A 23745-nucleotide genomic window follows, 5' to 3' on the forward strand; every position below is an offset into this window, starting at 1 on the left:
ATCCCTACTCGGCACGAGCGGGAACGTGTCTTACGCCGTCGCCGGCTGCTTCTTCGCGATCGACCCGAGCAGATCGTCGAACGCCTTCACGAACGAGGCGACGCCCTCTTCGACCAGCGTGCCGGTCACGCCGGTCAGGTCGAGGCCCAGCCGCTCGGCTTCCGCCAGCACATGCTTCGCGCCGTCGACATCCGCGGTGATCGTCTCCGCCGCGGTGCCATGGTCGCGAAACGCGTCCATCGTCTTTGGCGGCATCGTGTTGACCGTGTCACGGCCGATCAGCGTGTCGATGTAGAGCGTGTCGGGATAGCTCGGATCCTTGACCCCGGTCGACGCCCACAACAGCCGCTGCGGCTGTGCGCCCTTGGCGGCGAGTGCCTGCCAGCGGTCCGACTTCAGGAACTCGAGATACCATTGATACGCCATCTTCGCATTGGCGATCGCGACCTTGCCGCGCACTGCCTTCAGCGCCTCGGCCTCGGCATCACCCTTTTCGAGCCGTGCATCGATCTGCTTGTCGATCATCGTATCGATCCGGCTGACGAAGAAGCTCGCGACGCTGGCGATCCGGTCGATCGGCTTGCCCTCGGCAACGCGCTTCTCGAGACCTGCCGCATAGGCCTCGGCGACGCGGACATAGGCGTCGATCGAGAACAGCAAGGTCACGTTGACGTTGATCCCTTCCGAGATCGCGGTCGAGATCGCCGGGCCGCCCGCGAGCGTTCCCGGGATCTTGATCATCAGGTTCGGCCGGTCGACCGCCGTCCACAGCTTGCGGGCCTCGGCGATCGTCGCGTCGGTATCGTCCGAGATATAGGGCGACACTTCGAGGCTGACATAGCCGTCCTTCGCGTCGAGCTTGTCGTACACGGGCTTCAGCGTCTCCGCCGCCGCCTTGATGTCCTGGATCGCGAGATGCTCGTAGCGGTCGATCGTCGCCGCGCCGGGATTCTCCTTGTCGAACTTGGCGAGCGTCGAGTCATAGGCCTCGCCGTGCCCCATCGCCTTTTCGAAGATCGACGGGTTGGAGGTGACACCGGTCAGCCCGTCCGCGTCGACCAGCTTCTGAAGGCCACCGGCCTCCAGGAACTTCCGGTCGACGAAATCGAGCCACACCGCCTGGCCGAAGCCTTCGAGATCGTTGAGCGCACCCATCACTTGGTCTCCATAACCTGGCGGGCAACCTTGACGACATTGTCGACGGTGAACCCGAACTTGTCCTGCAGTTTGGCGAGCGGTGCCGAAGCACCGAAGGTCGACATCGTCACGGTCGCGCCGTCGAGCCCGACATAACGGTCCCAGCCGATCGACCCGGCCATCTCGATCGCGACGCGTGCCCGCACGCCCCGCGGCAACACGCTTTCCTTGTAGGCGGCGTCCTGCAGTTCGTAGCGATACCAGCTCGGCATCGACACGACCCGGCTCTTCACGCCGTCCGCGACCAGCTTCTCATGTGCGTCGACCGCGAGCGACACTTCGCTGCCCGTCGCGATCAGGATCACGTCGGGTGTGCCGTCACAATCGGCGAGCACATACCCGCCCTGCGCAACGCCGTCCGCGCTCGCATATTTGGTCCGGTCCAGCGTCGGCAAAGCCTGGCGCGACAGGATCAGCGCGGCGGGCGTGCTGGCGTCCTTCAGGACCGCCTTCCACGCCGCGACAACTTCGTTCGCGTCGCTCGGACGGATCGTGTCGAGACCCGGGATCGCGCGCAGCGTGGCCAGATGCTCGATCGGCTGGTGCGTCGGGCCGTCCTCGCCGACGCCAATCGAATCATGCGTGAACACCCAGACCGCGCCCACTTCCATGATCGCCGACAGCCGCACCGGTGCGCGCATGTAATCGACGAAGACGAGGAAGGTGGAGCCGTAGGAGCGCAGATGCGACAGCGCCATGCCGTTGACGATCGCGCCCATGCCATGTTCGCGAATGCCGAAATGGAAGTTGCGGCCGGCATAGTTGTTCGCCTCGAACGAGGGCTGGCCCTTGATGTCGGTCTTGGTCGACGGCGCGAGATCGGCCGAACCGCCGATCAGCCACGGCACCTTGGCGGCGATCGCGTTGAGCACCTTGCCGCCCGAATCACGGCTGGCGACACCCTTGGGATCGGCCTCGAACACGGGAATGTCCGCGTCCCAGCCCTCGGGCAGCTCGTCCTTGAGCAGCAGGTCGAGCTCGGCCGACAGCTCGGGATATGCGTCACTATACTTGTCGGTCAGCGCGACCCATTCGTCGCGCAGCTTGGCGCCGCGCTCTGCGATCGCACCGTTGAAATGCTCGATCACGCCGTCCGGCACGTAGAAGGACTTGTCCTCGGGCCAGCCATAGGCCTGCTTGGTGAGGCGGATATTCTCGTCGCCGAGCGGCTCGCCATGCGCCTTCTCGCTGCCCGCCTTCGGGCTGCCGTAACCGATCACCGAATGCACGACGATGAAGGTCGGCTTGTCGGTGGTCGCCTTGAACGTCTCGATCGCACGGCTGAGCGCGGCGGTGTCGTTGGCGTCGTCGATATGGATGACGTTCCAGCCATAGGCGTCGAAGCGCAGGCCGACATCCTCGTCGAACGCCAGATCGGTCGCGCCCTCGATCGAGATGTGGTTGCTGTCGTAGATCCAGCACAGATTGCTGAGCTTCAGATGTCCGGCCATGCTCGCCGCCTCGGCGGAGACGCCCTCCATCATGTCGCCATCGCCACAGATGGTGTAGACGTCATGGTCGAACAGCGTGAAGCCGTCCTTGTTGTAGCGCGCCGCGAGCCAGCGCTCGGCGATCGCCATGCCGACCGAGTTGCCGCAACCCTGGCCGAGCGGCCCGGTCGTGGTCTCGACGCCCGTGGTGTGGCGATATTCGGGGTGGCCCGGGGTCTTGGACGAGAGCTGGCGGAACTGCCGGATGTCCTCGAGGCTGACGGCCTCCTTGCCGCTCTTCTCACCGTCCGCGCTGATCTCTTCGATCTTGGCGAGGTGGATCAGCGCATAGAGCAGCATCGACGCATGGCCGACCGACAGGACGAACCGGTCGCGATTGGGCCAGTCGGCATGCTTGGGATCGTAACGCAGGAATTTCGACCAGAGCGTGTAGCCGACCGGCGCGAGCGCCATCGGCGTGCCGGGATGGCCCGAATTGGCCTTCTGCACCGCGTCCATCGACAGCGTGCGGATCGTATCGATCGTCAGACGCTCGGGCGAACCGTCCTCGTGCAGGTTCGGATCCGCCTTCATCGTGGGGGCGGTTGCGGTATCGGTCATGAAAGAAAGCCTCGCTCTAGACGGTGACCGAACGCCGCGCATCCGATCTGGTTGCCAACATAGGATGCCTTTAGGCGGATGCACCCGAGCGTTCCAGTCGCGTAACGACGCCTTTCGATGCAATATACGCGGCATCGACCTCGTCGAGGAACAGTCCGTGGCCCAGCACGCCCGGAATCGCCGCCAGCACCGCCGCCAGCGCGTGCGGGTCGTCGAGCGTCGGAAATCGGCAATCCGCGACAAGATTGTCCTGATCCGTCCGATAGTTGGGGCGAATCACCGGCGCTCCGCCAAGATCGCTCAGCACGCGCATCACATAGGCCCGTGCGAAGGGCAGCAGCTCGACCGGCAGCTTGGCCGCACCGATCCGTTCGACCCGCTTCGATCCGTCCGCAATCACGACCATCCGTGCCGAGCTTGCGGCGACGATCTTCTCGCGCAGCATCGCCCCGCCCGCGCCCTTGATCGCGAAACAGCGCGCATTGATCTCGTCCGCGCCGTCGATCGTCAGGTCGACCTGCGCGATATCGGCAAAGTCGAGCACTGCGATACCCACCTGCCGCGCCAGCATGCCGCTCGCCTCGGACGTGACGACCGCGCGGACGTCGAGCCCCGCCGCGACCCGCTCGCCCAGCGCGCGGATCGCGAACGCCGCGGTCGACCCGGTGCCCAGCCCGACCAGCATCCCGTCCCGAACCTCCGCCACCGCCGCCACCGCCGCCGCCTGCTTGTCGTCATCGATCATGTGTTGCGCCTTTTCAAATCAACTGCCCCCGCCCCCTCACCGTTCGCCCCTCCCGTTCGCCCGCCCCCTCCCCTTCCGTTCGCCCGCTCCCTCCCCGTTCGCCCTGAGCGAAGTCGAAGGGCACGCCCCGAGAGAAGGTGCTTCGACTTCGCTCAGCACGAACGGGGGGGGGGACGAACGGATAAACGAAACGAACGGATTGGGGCGACACGAACGGGTTGGGGGAAACTAACGGGTTGGGGGGAACGAACGGATCAGGAATACGAACCAGTCACGGGTACCATCGCACCCCCCCCAAATCACCCGTCATCCTGACGAAAGTCAGGATCCAGAGCCACCAACGATCCCGTCGCAACCCCGGATCCCGACCTCCGTCAGGATGACGGACCACCGAAACCGGCATGACGGAAACCGGGAAAAACACCCCCACCAACAAACCAGGTTACTCTTTCTTCCCTATTTTTCGCGTCCGCTTTTCAACTGACATACTTCTGGTACATCCGCATGGTTTAGCCGGCCCTCATCTGATCGCGGATACCCCACTTGATAGCCAAACGACTTACCCCTTGGCGCTACGCCGTGATGGCACCCGCGCTGATCGGCCTCGCGGCCTGTTCCGGCGGCGACGGCGATGCCGCAAAAGGCAAGGGCAAGGGCGGTCAGCCGGGTCAGGGCACCCCCACTGTCGGCTATGTCGTCATCCAGCCGTCGAGCGTCGCGATGACCACCGAGCTGAGCGGCCGCACCACCGCGTTCGAAAGCTCGGACGTCCGGCCCCAGGTCACCGGGATCATCCGCCGCCGCTTCTTCACCGAGGGCACGCTCGTCAAGAAGGGCCAGCCGCTCTACGAGATCGACCCGCGCCTCTACCGCGCCGCCGCCAACGAGGCGCAGGCGAACCTGCAGAGCGCGCGCGCCAATGCCGAGGCGCAGGGCATCCTTGCGCAGCGCTACAAGCCGCTCGCCGAGATGGAGGCGATCAGCAAGCAGGATTACACCAACGCGATCGCGACCTCGCGCCAGGCGACCGCCTCGGTCGCACAGACCCGCGCCGCGCTCGAGACCGCGCAGATCAACCTGAAATTCACGACCGTCCCCGCGCCGATCACCGGGCGGATCGGCCGCTCGCTGTTCACCGTCGGTGCGCTCGTCTCCGCGACGCAGACCGATCCGCTGTCGCAGATCCAGCGGCTCGACCCGATCTTCGTCGACATCCAGCAGGCCTCGGGCGACCTGCTCGCGCTGCGCCGCTCGCTCGGCCAGAACGGCATCGTCCCGACCCGCGCCGAGGTGCGCCTCAAGCTCGAGGACGGCAGCGATTACGGCGCGACCGGCTCGGTCGAATTCGCCGAGGCGCTGGTCAACACCGAGACGGGCACCGTGACGCTGCGCGCGCGCTTCCCCAATCCCCAGGGGCTGTTGCTGCCCGGCATGTTCGTCCAGGCGAAGTTCGCGCAGGCGATCAACCAGCGCGCCTTCCTGGTGCCGCAGGCGGGCGTCGCGCGCGACGCGAAGGGCAATGCGACCGTCTATGTCGTCAGCGCCGACAACAAGGCGGTGCAGAAGACGATCAAGGCCGACCGGACGCAGGGCCCCTATTGGGTCGTCACCAGCGGGCTCAACCCCGGCGACCGGATCATCACGCAGGGGCTGTCGAAGATCGCCCCCAATCAGAGCGTGAAGCCGGTCCCCGAAAACACCGCGCAAAAGATCGAAGCGCCCAAGGGCGACTCCTCGGGTGGCGATAAGGCCAGCCAGAAAAAGGCCGGCTAGACCCTTATGTTATCCCGTGTCTTCATCGATCGCCCGATCTTTGCCTGGGTGCTCGCGATCATCGTGATGCTCGGCGGCATCGGCGCGATCATGAGCCTGCCGATCGCGCAATATCCCGACGTCGCGCCACCACAGGTGACGATCCGCGCCACCTTCCCGGGCGCCAACGCGCAGACGATCCAGAACAGCGTGACGCAGGTCGTCGAACAGTCGCTGACCGGGATCGACGGGCTGATCTATTTCAGCTCGTCCTCGTCGTCGCGCGGCTCGGTGACGGTCACGGTCACGTTCGAAAAGGGCACCGATCCCGACATCGCGCAGGTCCAGGTCCAGAACCAGGTCCAGCAGACGCTGTCGCGCCTGCCCACCCAGGTGCAGCAGCAGGGCCTCGTCGTCCGCAAGTCGAACCCGGACAACCTCCTGATCGTCGGCGTCTATGACGAGACCGACAAGCTGACCAACCAGGACGTCTCGGACTATCTCGTCTCGAACCTCCAGGATCCGCTCGGCCGTATTCCGGGCATCGGCGACAGCAACGTGTTCGGCGCGCAGTATGCGATGCGGATCTGGCTCGACCCGAACAAGCTGGCGAGCTTCCAGCTGATCCCGAGCGACGTGACGACCGCGATCCAGGCGCAGAATACCGAGGTCGCGGCCGGCGAACTCGGCGGCCAGCCCCAGCCCGACACGCAGATGCTCAACGCGACCGTCACCGCCCAGTCGCGTCTCCAGACGCCCGAGCAGTTCGCCAACATCATCCTGAAGACGACCAACACCAGCGCAACGGTCAAGCTGCGCGACGTCGCGCGGATCGAGCTGGGCGCGGAGAACTACAACGCGCGCAGCCGCGTCAACGCGCATCCGGGCGCGGGCATCGCGGTGCTGTTGGCCCCCGGCGCCGACGCGCTCAAGACCGCCGAGCTGGTCAAGGCCTATGTCGAGAAGTCGGCCAAGAGCTTCCCGCCCGGCCTCAAATTCGCCTACGCCAACGACACGACCAACTTCATCAAGCTGTCGATCGAAGAGGTCATCAAGACGCTGATCGAGGCGGTCATCCTCGTGGTCATCGTCATGTTCGTCTTCCTGCAGAGCTGGCGTGCGACGCTGATCCCGACGATCGCGGTGCCGGTCGTGCTGCTCGGCACGTTCGGCGTCTTCTATCTCGCGGGCTTCTCGATCAACACGCTGACGCTGTTCGGGCTCGTGCTCGCGATCGGCCTGCTCGTCGACGACGCGATCGTCGTCGTCGAGAATGTCGAGCGCCTGATGGAGGAAAACCCCGACATGTCGCCGCGCGAGGCGACGATCGAGTCGATGAACGAGATCACCGTCGCGCTGGTCGCGATCGCGCTCGTCCTGTCGGCGGTGTTCCTGCCGATGGCGTTCTTCGGCGGGTCGACCGGCGTGATCTACCGCCAGTTCTCGCTGACGATGGTGTCGGCGATGGTGCTGTCGGTGCTCGTCGCGCTGATCCTGTCGCCGGCGCTGACCGCGACGTTGCTCAAGCAGAAGAAGAAGGATGCCGACGGCAATCCCGAACAGAGCTGGGGCGAGCGCAAATTTCCGAAGGTCGCGCATTTCTTCACGCGCGCGGGCGACAAGTTCAACGACACGTTCGAAAAGGGTACCAGGAAATACGTCGGCGCCGTCCAGTCGGTGGTCAATCGCAAATGGCTGTTCCTGCTGATCTATGCCGCGGTCGTCGCGCTGCTCGCGGTGATGTTCCTCCGCCTGCCCACGGGCTTCCTGCCGACCGAGGATCAGGGCACCGGCATCGTCCAGTTCCAGCTGCCCGCGGGCGCGACGCAAGGGCGTACCTTCGCGCTGCAGAAGCAGATCGAGAAATATTACTTCACCAACGAGAAGGCCAATGTGAGCACGATGTTCACCGTCAGCGGCGGCGGTGGCGGTGGTGCAAGCGGCCAGAACACCGGCCAGGGCTTCGTCTCGTTCGCGCCGTGGGAAAACCGTGAGGGCAAGGAAAACACCGCCGAGGCGATCACGGGCCGCGCGGCCCAGGCGTTTGCGGGTTTCCGCGATGCGCAGGTCTATTCGCTCGTCCCGCCGGCGATCCGCGGTCTCGGCTCGTCGAACGGCTTCACGATGCAGCTGCAAAACAGCGGCAGCCTGAGCCAGACCGAGTTCAACGCTGCGCGTGACAAGCTGCTCGCGCTCGCTCGCGCCGATTCCTCGCTGACCGCGATCCGCCTGACCGAGCTGCCCGACGTCGCCACGCTGCGCGTCGATGCCGACCAGCAGAAGCTCTCGACGCTCGGGCTGACCCAGGCCAACGTGAACTCGACGCTGTCGACCGCCTGGGGTGGCCAGTATGTCAACGACTTCATCGACCGCGGCCGCGTCAAGCGCGTCTATGTCCAGGGCGACGCGCAGTTCCGCGCGGCACCCTCGGACCTGAGCCAGTGGTTCGTCCGCGGATCGAACGGCCAGATGGCGCCCTTCTCCTCGTTCGCGCGCACCAGCTGGTCACAGGCGCCGACGACGCTGTCGCGGTTCAACGGCATCTCGTCCTACGAGATCCAGGGCTCGGGCGCGGCGGGCGTCAGCTCGGGCGACGCGATGACCCGGATCGCCGAGCTTGCCGGGCAGATCCCCGGCACCTCGGTCGCGTGGTCGGGGCTCTCCTATCAGGAACGCCTGTCCTCGGGTCAGGCGCCGATCCTCTACGGTCTGTCGCTGCTCGTCGTTTTCCTGTGCCTCGCCGCGCTCTATGAGAGCTGGTCGATCCCGATCGCGGTGCTGCTCGTCATCCCCTTGGGCCTCGTCGGCGCGATCCTCGCGGTGACGCTGCGCGGGCTCATCAACGACGTGTATCTCCAGATCGGGCTGCTCACGACGATGGGGCTCGCGGCGAAGAACGCGATCCTGATGATCGAATTCGCCGAACAGGAAGAGCGCAAGGGCAAGCGCGTCATCGAAGCCGCGCTGTCCGCCGCCAAGATCCGTCTTCGTCCGATCCTGATGACCTCGTTCGCGTTCATCCTCGGCGTGCTGCCGCTCGCGCTGTCGACCGGTGCGGGCGCGAACAGCCGCATCGCGATCGGCACCGCGGTGGTCGGCGGGATGCTGACCGCGACCCTGCTCGCGATCTTCTACATCCCGCTGTTCTTCGTGCTCGTCCGCCGCGGCGCGCGCGACGGCATCGCCAAGCTGCGTGGCAAGCCCACCGGCTTCCACGGCGGCGAGGATGACCATGACGGTCGCGATTCCGAAAAGCTCGGCCCTCCCGAACAACCAGGCCCCCACCGGCCGGAGCCCGCATGATGCGTTCGCCACTCCTGATCCTCGCCGCGTCGACCGCGCTCGCGGGCTGTTCGCTCGCCCCCAAATATGTCCGGCCCGAGCTGCCGACGCCGGTATCCTGGCCGGTCGGCGACGCCTATCTCCGCCAGTCCGAAGCGGCGCTGCCGGCCTTCACCTACCGCGACGTGTTCCGCGACCCGCGGCTCCAGCAGATCATCGTCCAGGCGCTGGCAAACAACCGCGACCTGCGCGTCGCCGCCGCGAACATCGCCGCGACCCGCGCGCAATATCGCATCCAACGCGCCGACCTGCTCCCCCAGCTCGATGCGAGCGGCCGCTACAGCTATTCGGGCGGCGGCAATGGCGCGCGCAGCACCGCGACGAGCAACACGGGCACGGGCACAGGCACGGGCGGGACAGGCACCGGCACAGGCGGCACCGGCACGGGGACCGGCGGCACCGGCACGGGCGGGACCGTCGTCAGCGCGTCCAGCTCGAACAGCGCCTTCTCGGTCGATCTCGGTACCACCGCGTTCGAGCTCGACCTGTTCGGCCGCATCCGCTCGCTCACCGGTGCCGCGCTCAACCGTTATTTCGAGACCGAGGCCGCCGCGCGTGCGACCCGGCTGACGCTGGTCGGCGACATCGCCGATGCGTGGCTGACCTATGCCTCGGACCAGAGCCTGCTCAAGATCGCGCAGGACACCGTCGCCAGCTCGCAGCGCAGCGTCACGCTCACCCAGGCGAGGCTCCGCGGCGGCGTCGCGCCGCGCACCGACCTGCGCCAGGCCCAGCAGATCCTGTTCACCGCGCAATCCGATCTCGCGACTCAGAAGACCGCGCTCGCCCAGGATATCAACGCGCTGCAACTGCTCGTCGGCGCGCCGGTCGACGCCGCACTGCTGCCCGCCTCGATCGAGCAGGCGCTGCCGACCGTCGCCACCCTGCCCGCCGGCCTCGACAGCGGCATCCTGCTCCGCCGGCCTGACGTCGTTCAGGCGGAATATGAGCTGCGTGCGACCAATGCCGAGATCGGCGCCGCGCGTGCCGAGCTGTTCCCGCGCGTGTCGCTCACCGGCCTGCTCGGCTTTGCCAGCAGCGCGCTGACCTCGCTGTTTTCGGGCGGCGCGTTCAACTATTCGGTCGCGCCCTCGATCAGCTACCCGATCTTCCGCGCCGGCGCGGGCGTCGCCAATGTCGAATATACCAAGGCGCAGCGCGACGCCGCGCTCGCGACCTACGAAAAATCGATCCAGACCGCGTTCCAGGAAACCGCCGACGCGCTCGCGCGCCAGGGCACGATCGCCGATCAGCTCGCCGCCAACGTCAATTTCGCCGCGGCGGCGCAGGACACCTATCGCCTGTCCGACGCGCGCTATCGCGGCGGGATCGACACCTTCCTCAGCTCGCTGGACGCGCAGCGCTCGCTCTACACCGCGCAGCGCAACCTCGTCGCGACGCAGTTGGTCGGCGCGAGCAACCGCGTCACGCTCTACCGCGTGCTCGGCGGCGACTCGACGCTCGAGGCGACCGCCAACGGGCCACGGCCGGTCACCGCCACCGGCACCCCGCGCACGGAATAGGCCGGTCGCGCCGGACCGATCCGGTCGGCCCGGCGCGGGGTAAGGATCAGCCGCCCTTCATCGGCGTGACCGCGTCGCGCCCGAACCGCATGATCAGCTCGCCGATCTCGCGCGCCTGGCTCATGCTGCGCTCGCTCTGTGTCCGCAGATAGTCGCTCTGGATCTTCATCACGTCGGTCAGGTCCTTGGCGGACGCCGCCTCGCGCATCGCCGCGAACGCCTCACGCGTGTTCTGCTCGGCCTGGTCGATCATCTTCGCGCCGATCGTCGACCCGTTCTCCGCCATCTTGCGTCCCGATTCCTTCAGCGCCTCGCCGGCGCGCTTGGCGGGTTCACCGAAATGATCCGAAAACGCGGCCTGCGCGCTCTGCGCATCCGCCTGCATCCGGTCGGTCGCGGTCTTCGCGGCGTCGGCGGCCTGGTCGGTTGCCGCCTTTGCCCGACCAGCACCCTTGTCGATCGCGGCTTTGACATCGTCTGACATATTTATGGTCCTCTCCATTCCGGCGTGCTTGCTGCATCGACCTTCGACGGACCCGAAGCATAACCGGTTGTGGCCCGGTCGCAATGTCGGTCGCAATGTTAGTCGCGCACGCGAAACCGCGTCTCAATCAAAACCCGCCCTTCCCCCGCCCGCCCCCCCTTGCTAAGGCCCCGGCAGTAACCGCATTCAGGTCGGTCCCCTACGCGCCCCCGCGGTCCCATAGGCCGCTTTCCCCTCGGCGCCCGGCGGCCCGACGCCCACGGGAAGGACCCCTATGACTGCCATCGGCCAGGACACCCTCAAGACCCGCACGAGCCTTTCGACCGGCGGCAAGTCCTATGACTATTACAGCCTCGCCAAGGCCTCCGAACAGCTCGGCGACATCAGCCGCCTGCCCTTCTCGATGAAGGTGCTGCTCGAGAACCTGCTGCGCTTCGAGGACGGCGTCACCGTCACGCGCGACGACATCCAGGCGATCGTCGACTGGCAGAAGGAGCGTCGCAGCGACCGCGAGATCCAGTATCGCCCGGCGCGCGTGCTGATGCAGGATTTCACCGGCGTACCCTGCGTCGTCGATCTCGCCGCGATGCGCGACGCGATGACCAAGCTCGGCGGCAACCCCGAGAAGATCAACCCGCAGGTCCCCGTCCACCTCGTCATCGATCACTCGGTGATGGTCGACGAGTTCGGCACGCCCAAGGCGTTCGAGGATAACGTCGACCTCGAGTACGAGCGCAACATCGAGCGCTACGAGTTCCTGAAGTGGGGTTCGAAGGCGCTCGACAATTTCCAGGTCGTGCCCCCCGGCACCGGCATCTGCCACCAGGTGAACCTCGAATATATCGGCCAGGCCGTCTGGTCGTCGGCCTCGTCGGGTGATCATGGCGACGGCACGATGATCGCCTATCCCGACACGCTGGTCGGCACCGACAGCCACACGACGATGATCAACGGTCTCGGCGTGCTCGGCTGGGGCGTCGGCGGGATCGAGGCCGAGGCCGCGATGCTCGGCCAGCCCGTGTCGATGCTGATCCCCGAAGTCGTCGGCTTCAAGCTGACCGGCGCGCTGAACGAGGGCATCACCGCCACCGATCTCGTGCTCACCGTCACGCAGATGCTGCGCGCCAAGGGCGTGGTCGGCCGCTTCGTCGAGTTCTTTGGCCCAGGCCTGTCGTCGATGACGCTCGCCGATCGCGCGACGATCGCCAACATGGCGCCGGAATATGGCGCGACCTGCGGCTTCTTCCCGATCGACGACAAGACGCTCGATTACATGCGCCTCACCGCGCGGTCTGACGAGAATGTCGAGCTGGTCGAGGCGTACGCCAAGGCCAACGGCTTCTGGCGCGACGAGAATGCCGAAGACCCCGTCTTCACCGACACGCTCGAGCTCGACATGGGCTCGGTCGTCGCATCGCTCGCCGGCCCGAAGCGCCCGCAGGACCGCGTCAGCCTCAACAAGGTCGACGAGGTGTTCAACAGCGACCTCCACAAGCTCTACCACAAGGAGCAGCCCGAGCGCGTCGCGGTCGAGGGGCGTGAGCACGACATCGGCGACGGCGACGTCGTGATCGCCGCGATCACCAGCTGCACCAACACGTCGAACCCGTCGGTGCTCGTCGCCGCCGGCCTCGTCGCCCGCAAGGCAAACGCTCTGGGCCTCAAGTCGAAGCCCTGGGTGAAGACCTCGCTCGCGCCGGGTTCGCAGGTCGTCACCGACTATCTCGACAAGGCCGGCCTCACCGCCGATCTGAACGCACTCGGCTTCAACCTCGTCGGTTACGGCTGCACGACCTGCATCGGCAATTCGGGCCCGCTGGCGCCGGCCATCTCGTCGGCGATCAACGAGAACGACCTCGTCGCCGCGTCGGTCCTCTCGGGCAACCGCAACTTCGAGGGCCGCGTCTCGCCCGACGTCCGCGCCAACTTCCTCGCATCGCCGCCGCTCGTCGTCGCCTATGCGATCAAGGGCACCGTCACGACCGACATGATCGAGACGCCGCTGGGTCAGGGCACCGACGGTCAGGACGTGTATCTGCGCGACATCTGGCCGACCAACGAGGAAGTCCGCAGCACGATGGACGCCAACATCGACGCGTCGATGTTCGGCGCGCGCTACGGCGACGTCTATGCGGGCGATTCGAAGTGGCGCGAGATCGACGTCACGGGCTCGGACACCTACGCCTGGCGCGCAGGGTCGACCTATGTCGCCAACCCGCCGTACTTCGAGGGCCTCAGCATGACGCCGTCGCCGGTGCAGGACATCATCGACGCCAAGCCGCTCGCCATCCTCGGCGATTCGATCACCACCGATCACATCTCGCCCGCAGGCTCGATCAAGGCAGACAGCCCGGCCGGCCGCTTCCTCCAGGAGCATCAGGTCAGCAAGGCCGACTTCAACAGCTATGGCGCACGCCGCGGCAACCATGACGTGATGATGCGCGGCACCTTCGCCAACATCCGCATCAAGAACGAGATGGTCCCCGGCGTCGAGGGCGGCATGTCCAAGTATGACGGCGAGGTCATGGCGATCTACGACGCCGCGATGCGCTTCAAGCAGGACGGCACGCCGCTCGTGATCGTCGCGGGCAAGGAATATGGCACCGGTTCGTCGCGCGACTGGGCGGCCAAGGGCACCAACCTGCTCGGCGTCCGCGCGGTCATCACCGAGAGCTTCGAGCGTATCCACCGCTCGAACCTGGTCGGCATGGGCGTGCTGCCGCTGCAGTTCGCCGAAGGCACCGATCGCAAGACGCTCGGCCTCGACGGCTCGGAGACGTTCACCATCCTCGACGTGGCAAGCATCCGCCCGCGTCAGGACGTGAGCGTCAAGATGACTCGCGCCGACGGCACCAGCGAGACGTTCCAGACCAAGTGCCGGATCGATACCGTCAACGAGCTGGAATATTTCCTCAACGGCGGCATCCTGCACTACGTCCTGCGCAAGCTGGCCGCCTGATCCGGCGACGTCGTCCCGGCGCAATCCGGGACGACGCCTGCCCCCTGAACTACCGTCATCCCAGCGAAAGCCGGGATATCCCCGTGAGGCTCATATTGCCCACCACAAGGGATATCCCGGCCTTCGCTGGGACGACGTGTTTCAGGTCAGGAGCGTGGCGGACGGCGCGTCTCGAACGCGACCCAGGCCCGGCAGAAAAAAGCGGGGCGACCATGACGATCGCCCCGTAGTTCAGGGAGGGACCGGGAGGGGGAACAACCCGGCCACGTCGCCGTCCACAGGGGGAGAGGGAGCGGCGACCCCCACCTCATCGCGCCGATATGTTGCACCAATGTGTCGGAGCCCACGGATCGCCGCAATTCTTCCGCCGATCACCGCACCCGGTGGCAAACCACCACCTCCCCCAACCGTCATCCTGACGAACGTCAGGACCCAGAGCCTCGTGCGTCACGCCGTCGCTAGAGCGCCCGCCCCGCCACCGCGTCGAGCTTAGCCACCAGCGCCGGATCGCGCGCGCCCCGCGCCGTAATGATCGCGCTGTCGAGACAGGTATCGATCGGCGACACCGGACGCTCCGCCGGCAGCCCGCGCAGCAACGCCATCACCATCGCGCGCGCCTTCGCCGCATTCGCACCGAGCTGCGCAATCACCTCCGCGACATCGACCCCCGCCGCCTCCTCGCGCCAGCAGTCATAGTCGGTCACCATCCCGACCAGCGCATAGGGCAGCTCCGCCTCGCGCGCGAGTTTCGCCTCGGGCATCGCGGTCATCCCGATCACGTCGCACCCCCATTGGCGGTACAACCGGCTTTCCGCGCGCGTCGAGAATTGCGGCCCCTCCATCGCCAGATAGGTGCCACGGTCGTCGACCTCGGCACCGGCCTGACGCGCGGCATCGGCGGCATAGCCCGACAGGCGCGGACACACCGGATCCGCCATCGAGACATGCGCGACCAGGCCCGTACCGAAGAAGCTCGACACCCGCCCTTTGGTCCGGTCGATGAACTGGTCGACAATCGTGAAGCTCCCCGGCGGCCGCGCCTCGACCAGCGACCCGACCGACGACACCGCGAGTACATCGGTCACCCCCAGCCGCTTCAGCGCATCGATGTTCGCGCGGGCGTTCAGGTCCGACGGCGCGATTCTGTGTCCGCGCCCGTGCCGCGGCAGGAACGCGACCCCGACAGGCCCGACGCGCCCGGTATAGATCGCATCCGACGGCGCACCCCAGGGCGTCTCCACCGTCTGCCAGCGCCCGTCCTCGATCCCTTCGACCGCATACAGCCCCGAGCCGCCGATGATCCCGATCGTCCAGCCGCTCATTCGGCAAGCGCCCGCGGTCGGGCGTAGGCGAAGTAGATCACCAGCCCGAGCAGGTTCCACAGCCCGAAATAGATCTGCGTCTTCGAAGGCAGGCTGAAGAACAGATACAGGCAGCCGAGGATGCCGATCGCGCCCACCAGCGTTGCCGCCGGCGCGCGAAACGTCCGCACCGCATCGGGCGCACGGCGACGCATCACCAGCATGCACGCACACACCGCGACGAACGCCGCGAGCGTCCCCGCATTGGCGAGCGCCGCGATCTCGGCGAGCGGCAACAGCCCCGCGATCACCGCGACGATCGCCGCGGTGATCCAGGTGATCCGTACCGGTGCACCACGCTTCGACACCTTGGCGAGGCCCAGCGGCAGCAAGCCGTCACGCGCCATCGTGAAGAAGATCCGGCTCTGCCCGAACAGAAAGGCGAGCAGCACGGTCGGCAGCGCGATGACCGCCGACGCGCCGAGGAAGGTCGCGAACCCCGGCCGCCCGATCTCGCGCAGGATCAGCGCGAGCGGCTCGGCCGAGCCCGCGAACCGCGTATAGGACAGCGCGCCCACCGCAGCGACCGCGACGAGGATATAGATCGCGATGCACGCCACCATCGACCCGAGGATACCGATCGCAAGATCGCGGCCGGGGTTCTTGGTCTCCTCCGCCGCGGTCGAGATCGCGTCGAACCCGTAAAATGCGAAGAAGATGATCGCCGCCGCCGCCATCACGCCGCGCTCCGCACCGTCGGGCTGAACGGCCTTGGGAAAGCCGTACGGCATGAACGGCTGCAGGTTCGCGCTGTTGAAATAATGGAGCGCGATGAACACGAAGACGGTCAGCGCGATCATCTTCACCGCCACCAGCACCGCGTTCAGCGTCGCACTCTCGCGCGTCCCGAACGACAGCACGCCCGCAACCACCGCGATGATGACGATCGCCGGCACGTTCAGGACGCCGCCCAGCTCGGGGCTGAGCGTCAGCGCCTCGGGAAACCCGAACGCGCCGCGCAGCAACGGCGCGGCATAACCCGACCAGCCGACCGCGACGGTCGACACGACCAGCGAATATTCGAGGATGAGACTCCAGCCGATCACCCAGGCGATCAGCTCGCCTAGCACGACATAGCTGTACGTATAGGCGCTGCCCGACGCCGGGATCATCGTCGCCATCTCGGCATAGGCGAGCGCCGCGCAGGCACAGATCCCGCCGGCGATGACGAACGACAGGATGACCGCGGGGCCCGCGAGTCCTGCCCCGACGCCGATCAGCGTCAGGATCCCCGTGCCGACGATCCCGCCCACACCCATCGCGACCAGATGCGGCCATGACAAAGTCCGCGCGAGCTGATGCTCGGGCGGCTGCTCGGTGACGATTTTTCGGCGAAACAGACTGGCCACGTAGATCCCCTCGTCATCTGGACGCGGATCATTCCGTTCGGTCCAGCGCGCCACCCCGGCAAGACGCCGGGGTCCAGTTGGCGCCGCCCTTGTAACGCGGTCCGTCCCGTCAGCAACCTTTGCCCGGCCGGGCGGCCGCATGACGGTAACGCCCCCAACCCCTACCGTCATTCCCGCGAAGGCGGGAATCCAGACTGGCAGACCTCGCGATCCATCACCACGGTCTGCCGTTATGGATCCCCGCCTCCGCGGGGATGACGATCAAGGATTCGGAGGCGGACGCCCCGTCAGCTCAAACCGTGAAGCTCTCCCCGCACCCACACGCACCCTTGGCGTTCGGGTTCTGGAACACGAACCCGGCCGTGAAGTCGTCCTCGACCCAGTCCATCGTCGAGCCGATCAGGTACAATATCGACCCGCCATCGACGAACAGCGTGCCGCCGGGCGTGTCGATCCGCTCGTCGAACGGCTTGGCCTCGCTCACATAATCGACCGAATAGGCGAGCCCCGAACAGCCGCGCTTGGGTGTCGACAGCTTGACCCCGATCGACTCCTCCGGCGCACGCGCCATCAGGTCCGCGATCCGCGCATGCGCGGTCGCGGTCAGGTTCAGCGCCGCGGGCCGTGCTCGTAATGTCGTCGCCATGGCTCGTTCCTTCCATCTAAAGCCCCTCCCCTTCAGGGGAGGGGTTGGGGTGGGGCGCCCGACCGGATCGCGCGCTCGCGGTGAGGCCCCACCCCCGTCCCCTCCCCTGAAGGGGAGGGGCAAGTCGTCACAGCATGCCCAGTTCGAGCTTCGCCTCGTCGGACATCTTCTGCGGATCCCACGCCGGATCCCAGACCAGGTTCACCTCGGCGACACCGACACCCGGCACCGCACCGACGCGCATCTCGACCTCCATCGGCATCGATTCCGCGACCGGACAGTTCGGCGTGGTCAGCGTCATCGTGACGACCGCATGCCCGTCCTCGGTCACCTCGACGCCGTAGATCAGCCCCAGGTCATAGATGTTCACCGGGATCTCGGGATCATAGATGTCCTTCAGCGCGTCGATGATCGCATCATAGACCGCACCACCCGGTTCGCCGGGGGAGTCCACCTGCGGCTTCTGCGCCAGGAACCCGGCGAGATAGTCACGCTTGCGCTCCGCATCGCCGTCGGTGTCGAGCACGACACGCGCCTTGGGCGGCGACTGCACCGCCTCGACTTCCTCGATCTCGAACCGATCGCTCATCCAAATATCCTCGTTACTCGCGCGATACCGCGCACCAGCGCATCCACGTCAGCAGGGCCGTTATAGACACCGAAGCTCGCCCGTGCTGTCGCCTCGACGCCCAGCATCTCCATCAGCGGCTGGGCGCAATGATGGCCCGCCCGGATCGCGACGCGCTCTTCGTCCAATATGGTACCGATGTCGTGCGGATGAACCCCCTCGATCGTGAACGAGACGATCCCGGCCGAATCCGCCGGCCCGTAGAGCCGCACCGAATTGATCCCCGACAGCGCCTCGCGCGTCGCGGTGACCAGCGCGGTCTCGTGCGCATGGATCGCGCCGAGCCCGATGCTCTCGACATAATCGATCGCCGCATGCAGCCCGAGCGCGCCGACGATATGCGGCGTTCCCGCCTCGAACCGTCCCGGCGCCGGCGCGTACGTCGTCTTCGCGAACGACACCTTGTCGATCATCGACCCGCCACCCTGATAGGGCGGCATCGCGTCGAGCAGCGCGGGCTTTGCCCACAGCACGCCGATCCCGGTCGGACCGTACAGCTTGTGCCCCGAGAACACGTAGAAATCGCAGCCGATCGCCGTCACGTCGACCGCGATCCGCGGCACCGACTGGCAGCCGTCGAGCAGGATCTTCGCGCCGACCGAATGCGCGATCTCCGTCGCGCGCTTCGCGTCGAGCACCGAGCCGAGCACGTTCGACACATGGCCGAGCGCGACCAGCTTATGCGCGGGCGTGATCATCCGCTCCATCGCGTCGAGATCGATGCAGTGGTCCGCGGTCAGCGGCAGCACGTCGATCGCGACACCGCGCGCCTCGGCGATCATCTGCCACGGCACGATGTTCGAATGATGCTCGAGCATCGACAGCAGGATGCGGTCGCCCGCCTTCAGCTGGGTCCCCGCCCAGCAGGTCGCGACCAGGTTGATCGCCTCGGTCGCGCCGCGCACGAACACGATCTCGTCGGGCGATCCCGCACCGATGAACCGCGCCACCGCCCGCCGCGCCGCCTCGTACGCGACCGTCATGTCGGCCGAGCGCTGGTACACGCCGCGGTGCACGGTCGCATAGGTCTCGCCATAAGCGCGCGTGATCGCGTCGACCACAGGCTGCGGCTTCTGCGCGGTGGCGGCGGTATCGAGATACGCCCAGCCCTCGGGAATAGCCGGAAAGTCCGACACCCGGTCGAGCGGGCGAGTTTCGAGCGTCAGGGTCACAGCGCTGCCTCCAGCCACGCATCCGCGTCCGCGACGAACGCATCGCGCACCGTCTCGTCCGCGATCTGCGCGAACGCATCGCCGACGAACGCACGCGTCAGCAGCGCCTGCGCCTTGGCATGCGGGATGCCGCGGCTCTGCATGTAGAACAGCGCGCGCTGGTCGAGCTCGCCGACCGTCGCGCCGTGCGCGCACTTCACGTCGTCGGCGAAGATCTCGAGCTCGGGCTTCAGATTGACCGTCGCGGTCCGCTTGAGCAGCAACCCGCGCAGCGACTGCACGCCGTCGGTCTTCTGCGCATCGCGTGCCACCTCGACGCGCGCCGCAAGGCTCGCGGTCGACGTGTCCGCCGCGACCGCGCGCCAGATCTGCTTGCTCTGCCCGTTGAGCGCAGCATGCCGCACCGACAGCGCGCATTCCTGCCGCTGGTCGCGCCGGGTCAGCAGGGCGCCGCCATATTCAGCAAACGCATCGTCGCCCGACACGGTGATCGCGCCATCGATCCGCGTCCCCGCATCGCCCGCGCCGAGCATCGTCACGATCAGGCTCGCCCCCGCACCGACATCCGCCTCGTCGCGCACCGACACGAAGCCGGCGGTCTGGAGCAACCGCACCGCACGCGTCAGCTTCGCGCCCGCGCCCAGCGTCATCCGCGTCGACCGGTTCGACCAGCCGGTCCCGACATAGGTCTCGACCACCGACGCCTGCGCGCCGTCCGCGAGGATGATCTCGGCGGGAACATGGTTCTCGCCGCCGGTCGCGATATGGACGATCTGGATCAGCTCGGCCGAAGCGTGCGCCTCGACGCGCAACGACCAGCCATGGCCGGTCGTCCGCGCGCCCAGCACGTGCGTGCCACCCTCGAGCGGCGCGATCGCGACATGCCGAAGATCGCTGCGACCCTCGTCGAGCACGCCATCGACGAATACCGCCCGCGCCCCCTCGAGCTCGAGGAACCACGCGCCCGCCAGCGCCTCACCGCGCGGCAACCCCGCCGCCGCCGCAATCGCCGCCGGATCACCCCAGCGCCACGACTCCTCGCGCGTCGAGGGAAGGTCGAGCAGCATCGTCATGCGGCGATCCCCACATAGCCTTCGCTCTCGAGCTGCTGCGCGAGTTCCTTGCCGCCCGAGCGGACGATGCGCCCGTCGGCGAGGACATGGACGAAGTCCGGCTCCACATAATCGAGCAGCCGCTGGTAATGCGTGATCAGCAGCACCGCCTTGTCGGGCGCGCGCATGATGCGGTTGATGCCGTCGCCGACGACGCGCAGCGCGTCGATGTCGAGGCCGGAATCCGTCTCGTCGAGGATCGCGAACTTCGGGTTGACGATGCCCATCTGCACCATCTCGTTGCGCTTCTTCTCGCCGCCCGAAAAGCCGACATTCACCGGCCGCTTGAGCATGTCGTAGTCCATGCCGAGCAGATCCGCCTGCCCGCGCGCGAGCTTCAGGAACTCACCGCCCGACAGCGCCTTCTCGTCCCGCGTCGCGCGCTGCGCGTTCAACGCCTCGCGCAGGAACTGGACGTTCGACACGCCGGGGATCTCGACCGGATACTGGAAGCCGAGGAACACGCCCGCCGCGGCGCGCTCATGCGCCTCGAGCTCGAGCAGGTCGACGCCGTCGAACGTCACCGAGCCCGACGTGACCTCGTAACCGGGCCGCCCGCCGAGCACATAGCCCAGCGTCGACTTGCCCGCGCCGTTCGGCCCCATGATCGCGTGCACCTCACCCGCATTCACCTCGAGCGAGAGCCCCTTGAGGATTTCCTTGCCGTCGATCTCGGCATGAAGGTTTTCAATTTTCAGCATCGTCATCTTTCTAGCCCCTCCCCTTCAGGGGAGGGGTTGGGGTGGGGGCTGGCAGCGGGCGCCGACCCTTCGTTAAAAGCAGAGGCGATCGCATGCGCGACGCCCTCGATATTCGTCATCACGTCGAAATTGGTCACGCGCACCGTGCGATATCCCCGCGTCAGCAGGAGATCGTCGCGCAGCCGGTCCTTGGCACCGTCATGAGTGTCACCATCAACCTCGACGATCAGTGCCTCGGACGGGCAGAGAAAGTCGGCGATGAACGGCGGCAGCACGGCCTGGCGGCGGAACTTGCGGCCTGAGAGCTGCGAACTGGACAGGATACGCCAGACGCGCTTCTCGGGTTCGGTGGGGTTGCGGCGCATGTCGGCAGCGCGGTCATGCAACGCCGCGATCGCGTTCGCGGAGAGCCCCCACCCCCGGCCCCTCCCCTGAAGGGGAGGGGAGTTGAGGCGCCGATCGGTGTCCTGCGCCGCCAGCATCAGCCGACCGAGCCTTCCAGCGAAATCCCGAGCAGCTTCTGCGCTTCGACCGCAAACTCCATCGGCAGCTGCTGCAGCACTTCACGCGCGAAACCATTCACGATCAGCGCGACCGCCGCCTCCGCATCCAGCCCGCGCGACATCGCGTAGAACAGCTGGTCCTCGGAGATCTTCGACGTCGTCGCCTCATGCTCGATCTGCGCGGACGGGTTGCGGACCTCGATATACGGCACGGTATGCGCGCCGCACTGGTCGCCGAGCAGCAGGCTGTCGCACTGGGTGAAGTTGCGCACGCCCTCCGCGGTCGGTGCGACGCGCACCAGCCCGCGATAGGTGTTGTCCGACCGCCCGGCCGAAATCCCCTTCGACACGATCGTCGAGCGCGTGTTCTTGCCGAGGTGGATCATCTTCGTGCCGGTATCGGCCTGCTGGCGATTGTTCGTCACCGCGACCGAATAGAATTCGCCGACCGAGCCGTCGCCCGCCAGCACGCACGACGGATATTTCCATGTGATCGCACTGCCGGTCTCGACCTGCGTCCAGCTGACCTTCGAGTTCTTGCCCTGGCACAGCGCGCGCTTGGTAACGAAATTGTAGATCCCGCCGACGCCGTTCTCGTCGCCCGGATACCAGTTCTGCACGGTCGAGTACTTGATCTCCGCATCGTCGAGCACGACGAGTTCGACGACCGCCGCGTGCAGCTGGTTCTCGTCGCGCATCGGCGCGGTGCAGCCCTCGAGATAGGAGACGTACGACCCCTTGTCGGCGACGATCAGAGTACGTTCGAACTGGCCGGTATTCTCGGCGTTGATCCGGAAATAGGTCGACAGCTCCATCGGGCAGCGGACGCCCTCGGGGATGTAGACGAACGTGCCGTCGGAGAAGACCGCCGAGTTCAGCGTCGCGAAGTAATTGTCACGCTGCGGCACGACCTTGCCGAGCCACTTCCGCACGAGATCGGGATATTCCTTGATCGCCTCGGAGATCGACCGGAAGATCACGCCCGCGGCCTCGAGCTCCTTGCGGAACGTGGTCGCGACCGAGACGCTGTCGAACACCGCGTCGACCGCGACGCGGCGCTTGGGGGTGCCGTCCTCGTTCAGCGGATCCTCGACCACGCCCGCGAGCATCTTCTGCTCGCCGATCGGGATGCCGAGCTTTTCGTAGACGCGCAGGATCTCGGGATCGACCTCGTCGAGGCTCCCCAGCTTCGGCTTCGCCTTGGGCTCCGCGTAATAATAGGCGTCCTGATAATCGATCGGCGGCACGTTGAGCTTCGACCAGTCGGGTGCCTCCATCGTCTGCCACAGCGCGAACGCCTTCAGCCGCCAGTCGAGCATCCACTGCGGTTCGCCCTTCTTGGCGGAAATGAAGCGCACCGTGTCTTCCGACAGCCCCTTGGGCGCGAATTCCTGTTCGATGTCCGAGGAGAAGCCCCACTCGTACGTCTTGTTCGCGGCGGCATAGGCCTCTGCGTTCCGGGTAGCCATCATTCCATCTCCGCCGCAACGCGGCTCTCTAAAAACTCTGCGATCTCTGCGTCTCTGCGCGAATATGAGATTTTGCGCGCGGAGGCGCAGAGATCGCGGAGAAAGGGGTAAGTCGCTGCACGCGTCATGCGGGCACCGGCGAATTCGGGACTTGCAAAAGGCTGGCGAGCGTCACGCCGGCGAGCGCGCCGCGGACTGCGCCGTTGACCGCGTTCCAGTGCGGCTTCACCTTGCACGTCTGGTCGATGCAGCAATCCTGCGCCGCACCGTCGACGCATGCGGTCAGCGCGATCGGGCCTTCGACCGCCTCGATGATGTCGGCGAGCGAGATCGACGCGGGCGGCCGCGACAGGCGGAAGCCGCCGCCGGTCCCGCGCGTGCTCTCGATCAGCCCCGCCGCCGACAACCGGCTGACCAGCTTCTGCACCGTCGGCAGCGGCACGCCAGTCTCCTCGCTCAGCAGCGTCGCGTTCAGCCGTGCGATACCACCGCAATGACGCGCCGCGGCGCTCATCATCACGACCGCATAGTCGGCTAGGCTGGAAAGACGCATGGTGGCTTGTGAGTCCAATCGGACCGATATGATCCGATTGACAAATGGGCTTTGCGACGGGCAGCGTCAACCCGTCCGCCAGTGCTAACGACTCGCAACTGAGTCCATTTCGCCATTCCCGCGGAGGCGGAAATCCACTCTACCTTTTGCCCCTGCGGACGGATGGATTCCCGCCTGCGCGGGAATGACGGAAGAAGG

At 66.6% G+C, this 23745-nt stretch carries 18 protein-coding genes; 4 read left to right on the plus strand and 14 right to left on the minus strand.

What is annotated here, in order from left to right; all coding sequences use genetic code 11:
• Positions 1–30 precede the first annotated feature (30 nt).
• The 3 genes from tal to rpiA all read right to left on the minus strand — a co-directional run bounded on the left by tal (position 31) and on the right by rpiA (position 3993).
• Positions 31–1155 carry a transaldolase gene (gene tal / locus NEF64_RS16030; RefSeq protein WP_056409179.1) on the minus strand — a complete coding sequence of 375 codons (1125 nt, stop codon included), beginning with the start codon at positions 1153–1155 and terminating at the stop codon, positions 31–33.
• On the minus strand, positions 1155–3248 hold the full coding sequence (tkt, locus tag NEF64_RS16035; protein ID WP_252574136.1) for a transketolase: 2094 nt from the start codon (positions 3246–3248) through the stop codon (positions 1155–1157). The genes tal and tkt overlap by 1 nt, the downstream gene beginning before the upstream one ends.
• Before the next feature lie 70 nt (positions 3249–3318).
• The gene (gene rpiA / locus NEF64_RS16040; protein ID WP_056409174.1) at positions 3319–3993 is read right to left on the minus strand and encodes a ribose-5-phosphate isomerase RpiA; all 675 of its coding nucleotides are present in this window, start codon (positions 3991–3993) and stop codon (positions 3319–3321) included.
• A 582-nt stretch (positions 3994–4575) separates the two neighbouring features.
• Here rpiA and NEF64_RS16045 point away from each other — a divergent pair.
• From NEF64_RS16045 to NEF64_RS16055, 3 genes are read left to right on the plus strand one after another with little or no spacing between them, the layout of a single operon-like run.
• Entirely contained in the window at positions 4576–5766 is a 1191-nt protein-coding gene (locus NEF64_RS16045) for an efflux RND transporter periplasmic adaptor subunit (protein ID WP_056409172.1), read from the plus strand.
• 6 nt (positions 5767–5772) lie between these two features.
• Positions 5773–9048 carry a multidrug efflux RND transporter permease subunit gene (locus tag NEF64_RS16050; protein WP_056409170.1) on the plus strand — a complete coding sequence of 1092 codons (3276 nt, stop codon included), beginning with the start codon at positions 5773–5775 and terminating at the stop codon, positions 9046–9048.
• Complete coding sequence (locus tag NEF64_RS16055; protein WP_056409168.1) at positions 9045–10610, plus strand: efflux transporter outer membrane subunit; 1566 nt, start codon at positions 9045–9047, stop codon at positions 10608–10610. The genes NEF64_RS16050 and NEF64_RS16055 overlap by 4 nt, the downstream gene beginning before the upstream one ends.
• Before the next feature lie 46 nt (positions 10611–10656).
• Here NEF64_RS16055 and NEF64_RS16060 read toward each other — a convergent pair whose 3' ends face one another.
• Positions 10657–11094 (minus strand): phasin family protein, encoded by a 438-nt coding sequence (locus tag NEF64_RS16060; RefSeq protein WP_056409166.1) that lies wholly within the window; start codon positions 11092–11094, stop codon positions 10657–10659.
• A gap of 274 nt (positions 11095–11368) precedes the next feature.
• On the opposite strand from NEF64_RS16060, the gene acnA reads away from it, so the two are divergent.
• Positions 11369–14053 (plus strand): aconitate hydratase AcnA, encoded by a 2685-nt coding sequence (gene acnA, locus NEF64_RS16065; protein WP_031396444.1) that lies wholly within the window; start codon positions 11369–11371, stop codon positions 14051–14053.
• Positions 14054–14511: 458 nt separating this feature from the next.
• On the opposite strand, the gene mtnP is transcribed toward acnA, so the two are convergent.
• The 10 genes from mtnP to NEF64_RS16115 all read right to left on the minus strand — a co-directional run bounded on the left by mtnP (position 14512) and on the right by NEF64_RS16115 (position 23547).
• Positions 14512–15375, minus strand: a complete 864-nt coding sequence (gene mtnP, locus NEF64_RS16070) for an S-methyl-5'-thioadenosine phosphorylase (protein WP_056409165.1) — start codon at positions 15373–15375, stop codon at positions 14512–14514.
• Entirely contained in the window at positions 15372–16763 is a 1392-nt protein-coding gene (locus NEF64_RS16075) for an amino acid permease (protein ID WP_056409305.1), read from the minus strand. The genes mtnP and NEF64_RS16075 overlap by 4 nt, the downstream gene beginning before the upstream one ends.
• 292 nt (positions 16764–17055) lie before the next feature.
• A complete protein-coding gene (locus NEF64_RS16080; protein WP_031441054.1) occupies positions 17056–17409 on the minus strand; it encodes a HesB/IscA family protein in 354 nt (117 codons plus the stop codon).
• Between the two features lie 127 nt (positions 17410–17536).
• On the minus strand, positions 17537–17998 hold the full coding sequence (locus NEF64_RS16085) for an SUF system Fe-S cluster assembly protein (protein ID WP_031395029.1): 462 nt from the start codon (positions 17996–17998) through the stop codon (positions 17537–17539).
• Entirely contained in the window at positions 17995–19203 is a 1209-nt protein-coding gene (locus NEF64_RS16090) for a cysteine desulfurase (protein ID WP_414711862.1), read from the minus strand. The genes NEF64_RS16085 and NEF64_RS16090 overlap by 4 nt, the downstream gene beginning before the upstream one ends.
• A 2-nt stretch (positions 19204–19205) precedes the next feature.
• Positions 19206–20282: a SufD family Fe-S cluster assembly protein gene (locus tag NEF64_RS16095; protein WP_200912210.1), complete on the minus strand. Its 1077-nt coding sequence runs from the start codon at positions 20280–20282 to the stop codon at positions 19206–19208.
• Positions 20279–21022: a Fe-S cluster assembly ATPase SufC gene (sufC, locus tag NEF64_RS16100; protein WP_031441058.1), complete on the minus strand. Its 744-nt coding sequence runs from the start codon at positions 21020–21022 to the stop codon at positions 20279–20281. The genes NEF64_RS16095 and sufC overlap by 4 nt, the downstream gene beginning before the upstream one ends.
• Before the next feature lie 2 nt (positions 21023–21024).
• Positions 21025–21504 (minus strand): endonuclease domain-containing protein, encoded by a 480-nt coding sequence (locus tag NEF64_RS16105; protein ID WP_082447047.1) that lies wholly within the window; start codon positions 21502–21504, stop codon positions 21025–21027.
• A complete protein-coding gene (gene sufB, locus NEF64_RS16110) occupies positions 21504–22994 on the minus strand; it encodes a Fe-S cluster assembly protein SufB (RefSeq protein WP_056020496.1) in 1491 nt (496 codons plus the stop codon). The genes NEF64_RS16105 and sufB overlap by 1 nt, the downstream gene beginning before the upstream one ends.
• A 124-nt stretch (positions 22995–23118) precedes the next feature.
• Positions 23119–23547, minus strand: a complete 429-nt coding sequence (locus NEF64_RS16115) for an SUF system Fe-S cluster assembly regulator (RefSeq protein ID WP_031441060.1) — start codon at positions 23545–23547, stop codon at positions 23119–23121.
• Between the last annotated feature and the right edge of the window lie 198 nt (positions 23548–23745).

Origin of the sequence: Sphingomonas aerolata (genome assembly GCF_023935825.1) — a bacterium.
Classification (GTDB): domain Bacteria; phylum Pseudomonadota; class Alphaproteobacteria; order Sphingomonadales; family Sphingomonadaceae; genus Sphingomonas; species Sphingomonas aerolata.

Coding starts and splice junctions, on each gene's coding strand:
- tal (WP_056409179.1), bottom strand. CDS start 1,155: ATGGGTGCGCTCAACGATCTCGAAGGCTTCGGCCAGGCGGTGTGGCTC.
- tkt (WP_252574136.1), bottom strand. CDS start 3,248: ATGACCGATACCGCAACCGCCCCCACGATGAAGGCGGATCCGAACCTG.
- rpiA (WP_056409174.1), bottom strand. CDS start 3,993: ATGATCGATGACGACAAGCAGGCGGCGGCGGTGGCGGCGGTGGCGGAG.
- NEF64_RS16045 (WP_056409172.1), top strand. CDS start 4,576: ATGGCACCCGCGCTGATCGGCCTCGCGGCCTGTTCCGGCGGCGACGGC.
- NEF64_RS16050 (WP_056409170.1), top strand. CDS start 5,773: ATGTTATCCCGTGTCTTCATCGATCGCCCGATCTTTGCCTGGGTGCTC.
- NEF64_RS16055 (WP_056409168.1), top strand. CDS start 9,045: ATGATGCGTTCGCCACTCCTGATCCTCGCCGCGTCGACCGCGCTCGCG.
- NEF64_RS16060 (WP_056409166.1), bottom strand. CDS start 11,094: ATGTCAGACGATGTCAAAGCCGCGATCGACAAGGGTGCTGGTCGGGCA.
- acnA (WP_031396444.1), top strand. CDS start 11,369: ATGACTGCCATCGGCCAGGACACCCTCAAGACCCGCACGAGCCTTTCG.
- mtnP (WP_056409165.1), bottom strand. CDS start 15,375: ATGAGCGGCTGGACGATCGGGATCATCGGCGGCTCGGGGCTGTATGCG.
- NEF64_RS16080 (WP_031441054.1), bottom strand. CDS start 17,409: ATGGCGACGACATTACGAGCACGGCCCGCGGCGCTGAACCTGACCGCG.
- NEF64_RS16085 (WP_031395029.1), bottom strand. CDS start 17,998: ATGAGCGATCGGTTCGAGATCGAGGAAGTCGAGGCGGTGCAGTCGCCG.
- NEF64_RS16095 (WP_200912210.1), bottom strand. CDS start 20,282: ATGACGATGCTGCTCGACCTTCCCTCGACGCGCGAGGAGTCGTGGCGC.
- sufC (WP_031441058.1), bottom strand. CDS start 21,022: ATGCTGAAAATTGAAAACCTTCATGCCGAGATCGACGGCAAGGAAATC.
- NEF64_RS16105 (WP_082447047.1), bottom strand. CDS start 21,504: ATGCTGGCGGCGCAGGACACCGATCGGCGCCTCAACTCCCCTCCCCTT.
- sufB (WP_056020496.1), bottom strand. CDS start 22,994: ATGGCTACCCGGAACGCAGAGGCCTATGCCGCCGCGAACAAGACGTAC.
- NEF64_RS16115 (WP_031441060.1), bottom strand. CDS start 23,547: ATGCGTCTTTCCAGCCTAGCCGACTATGCGGTCGTGATGATGAGCGCC.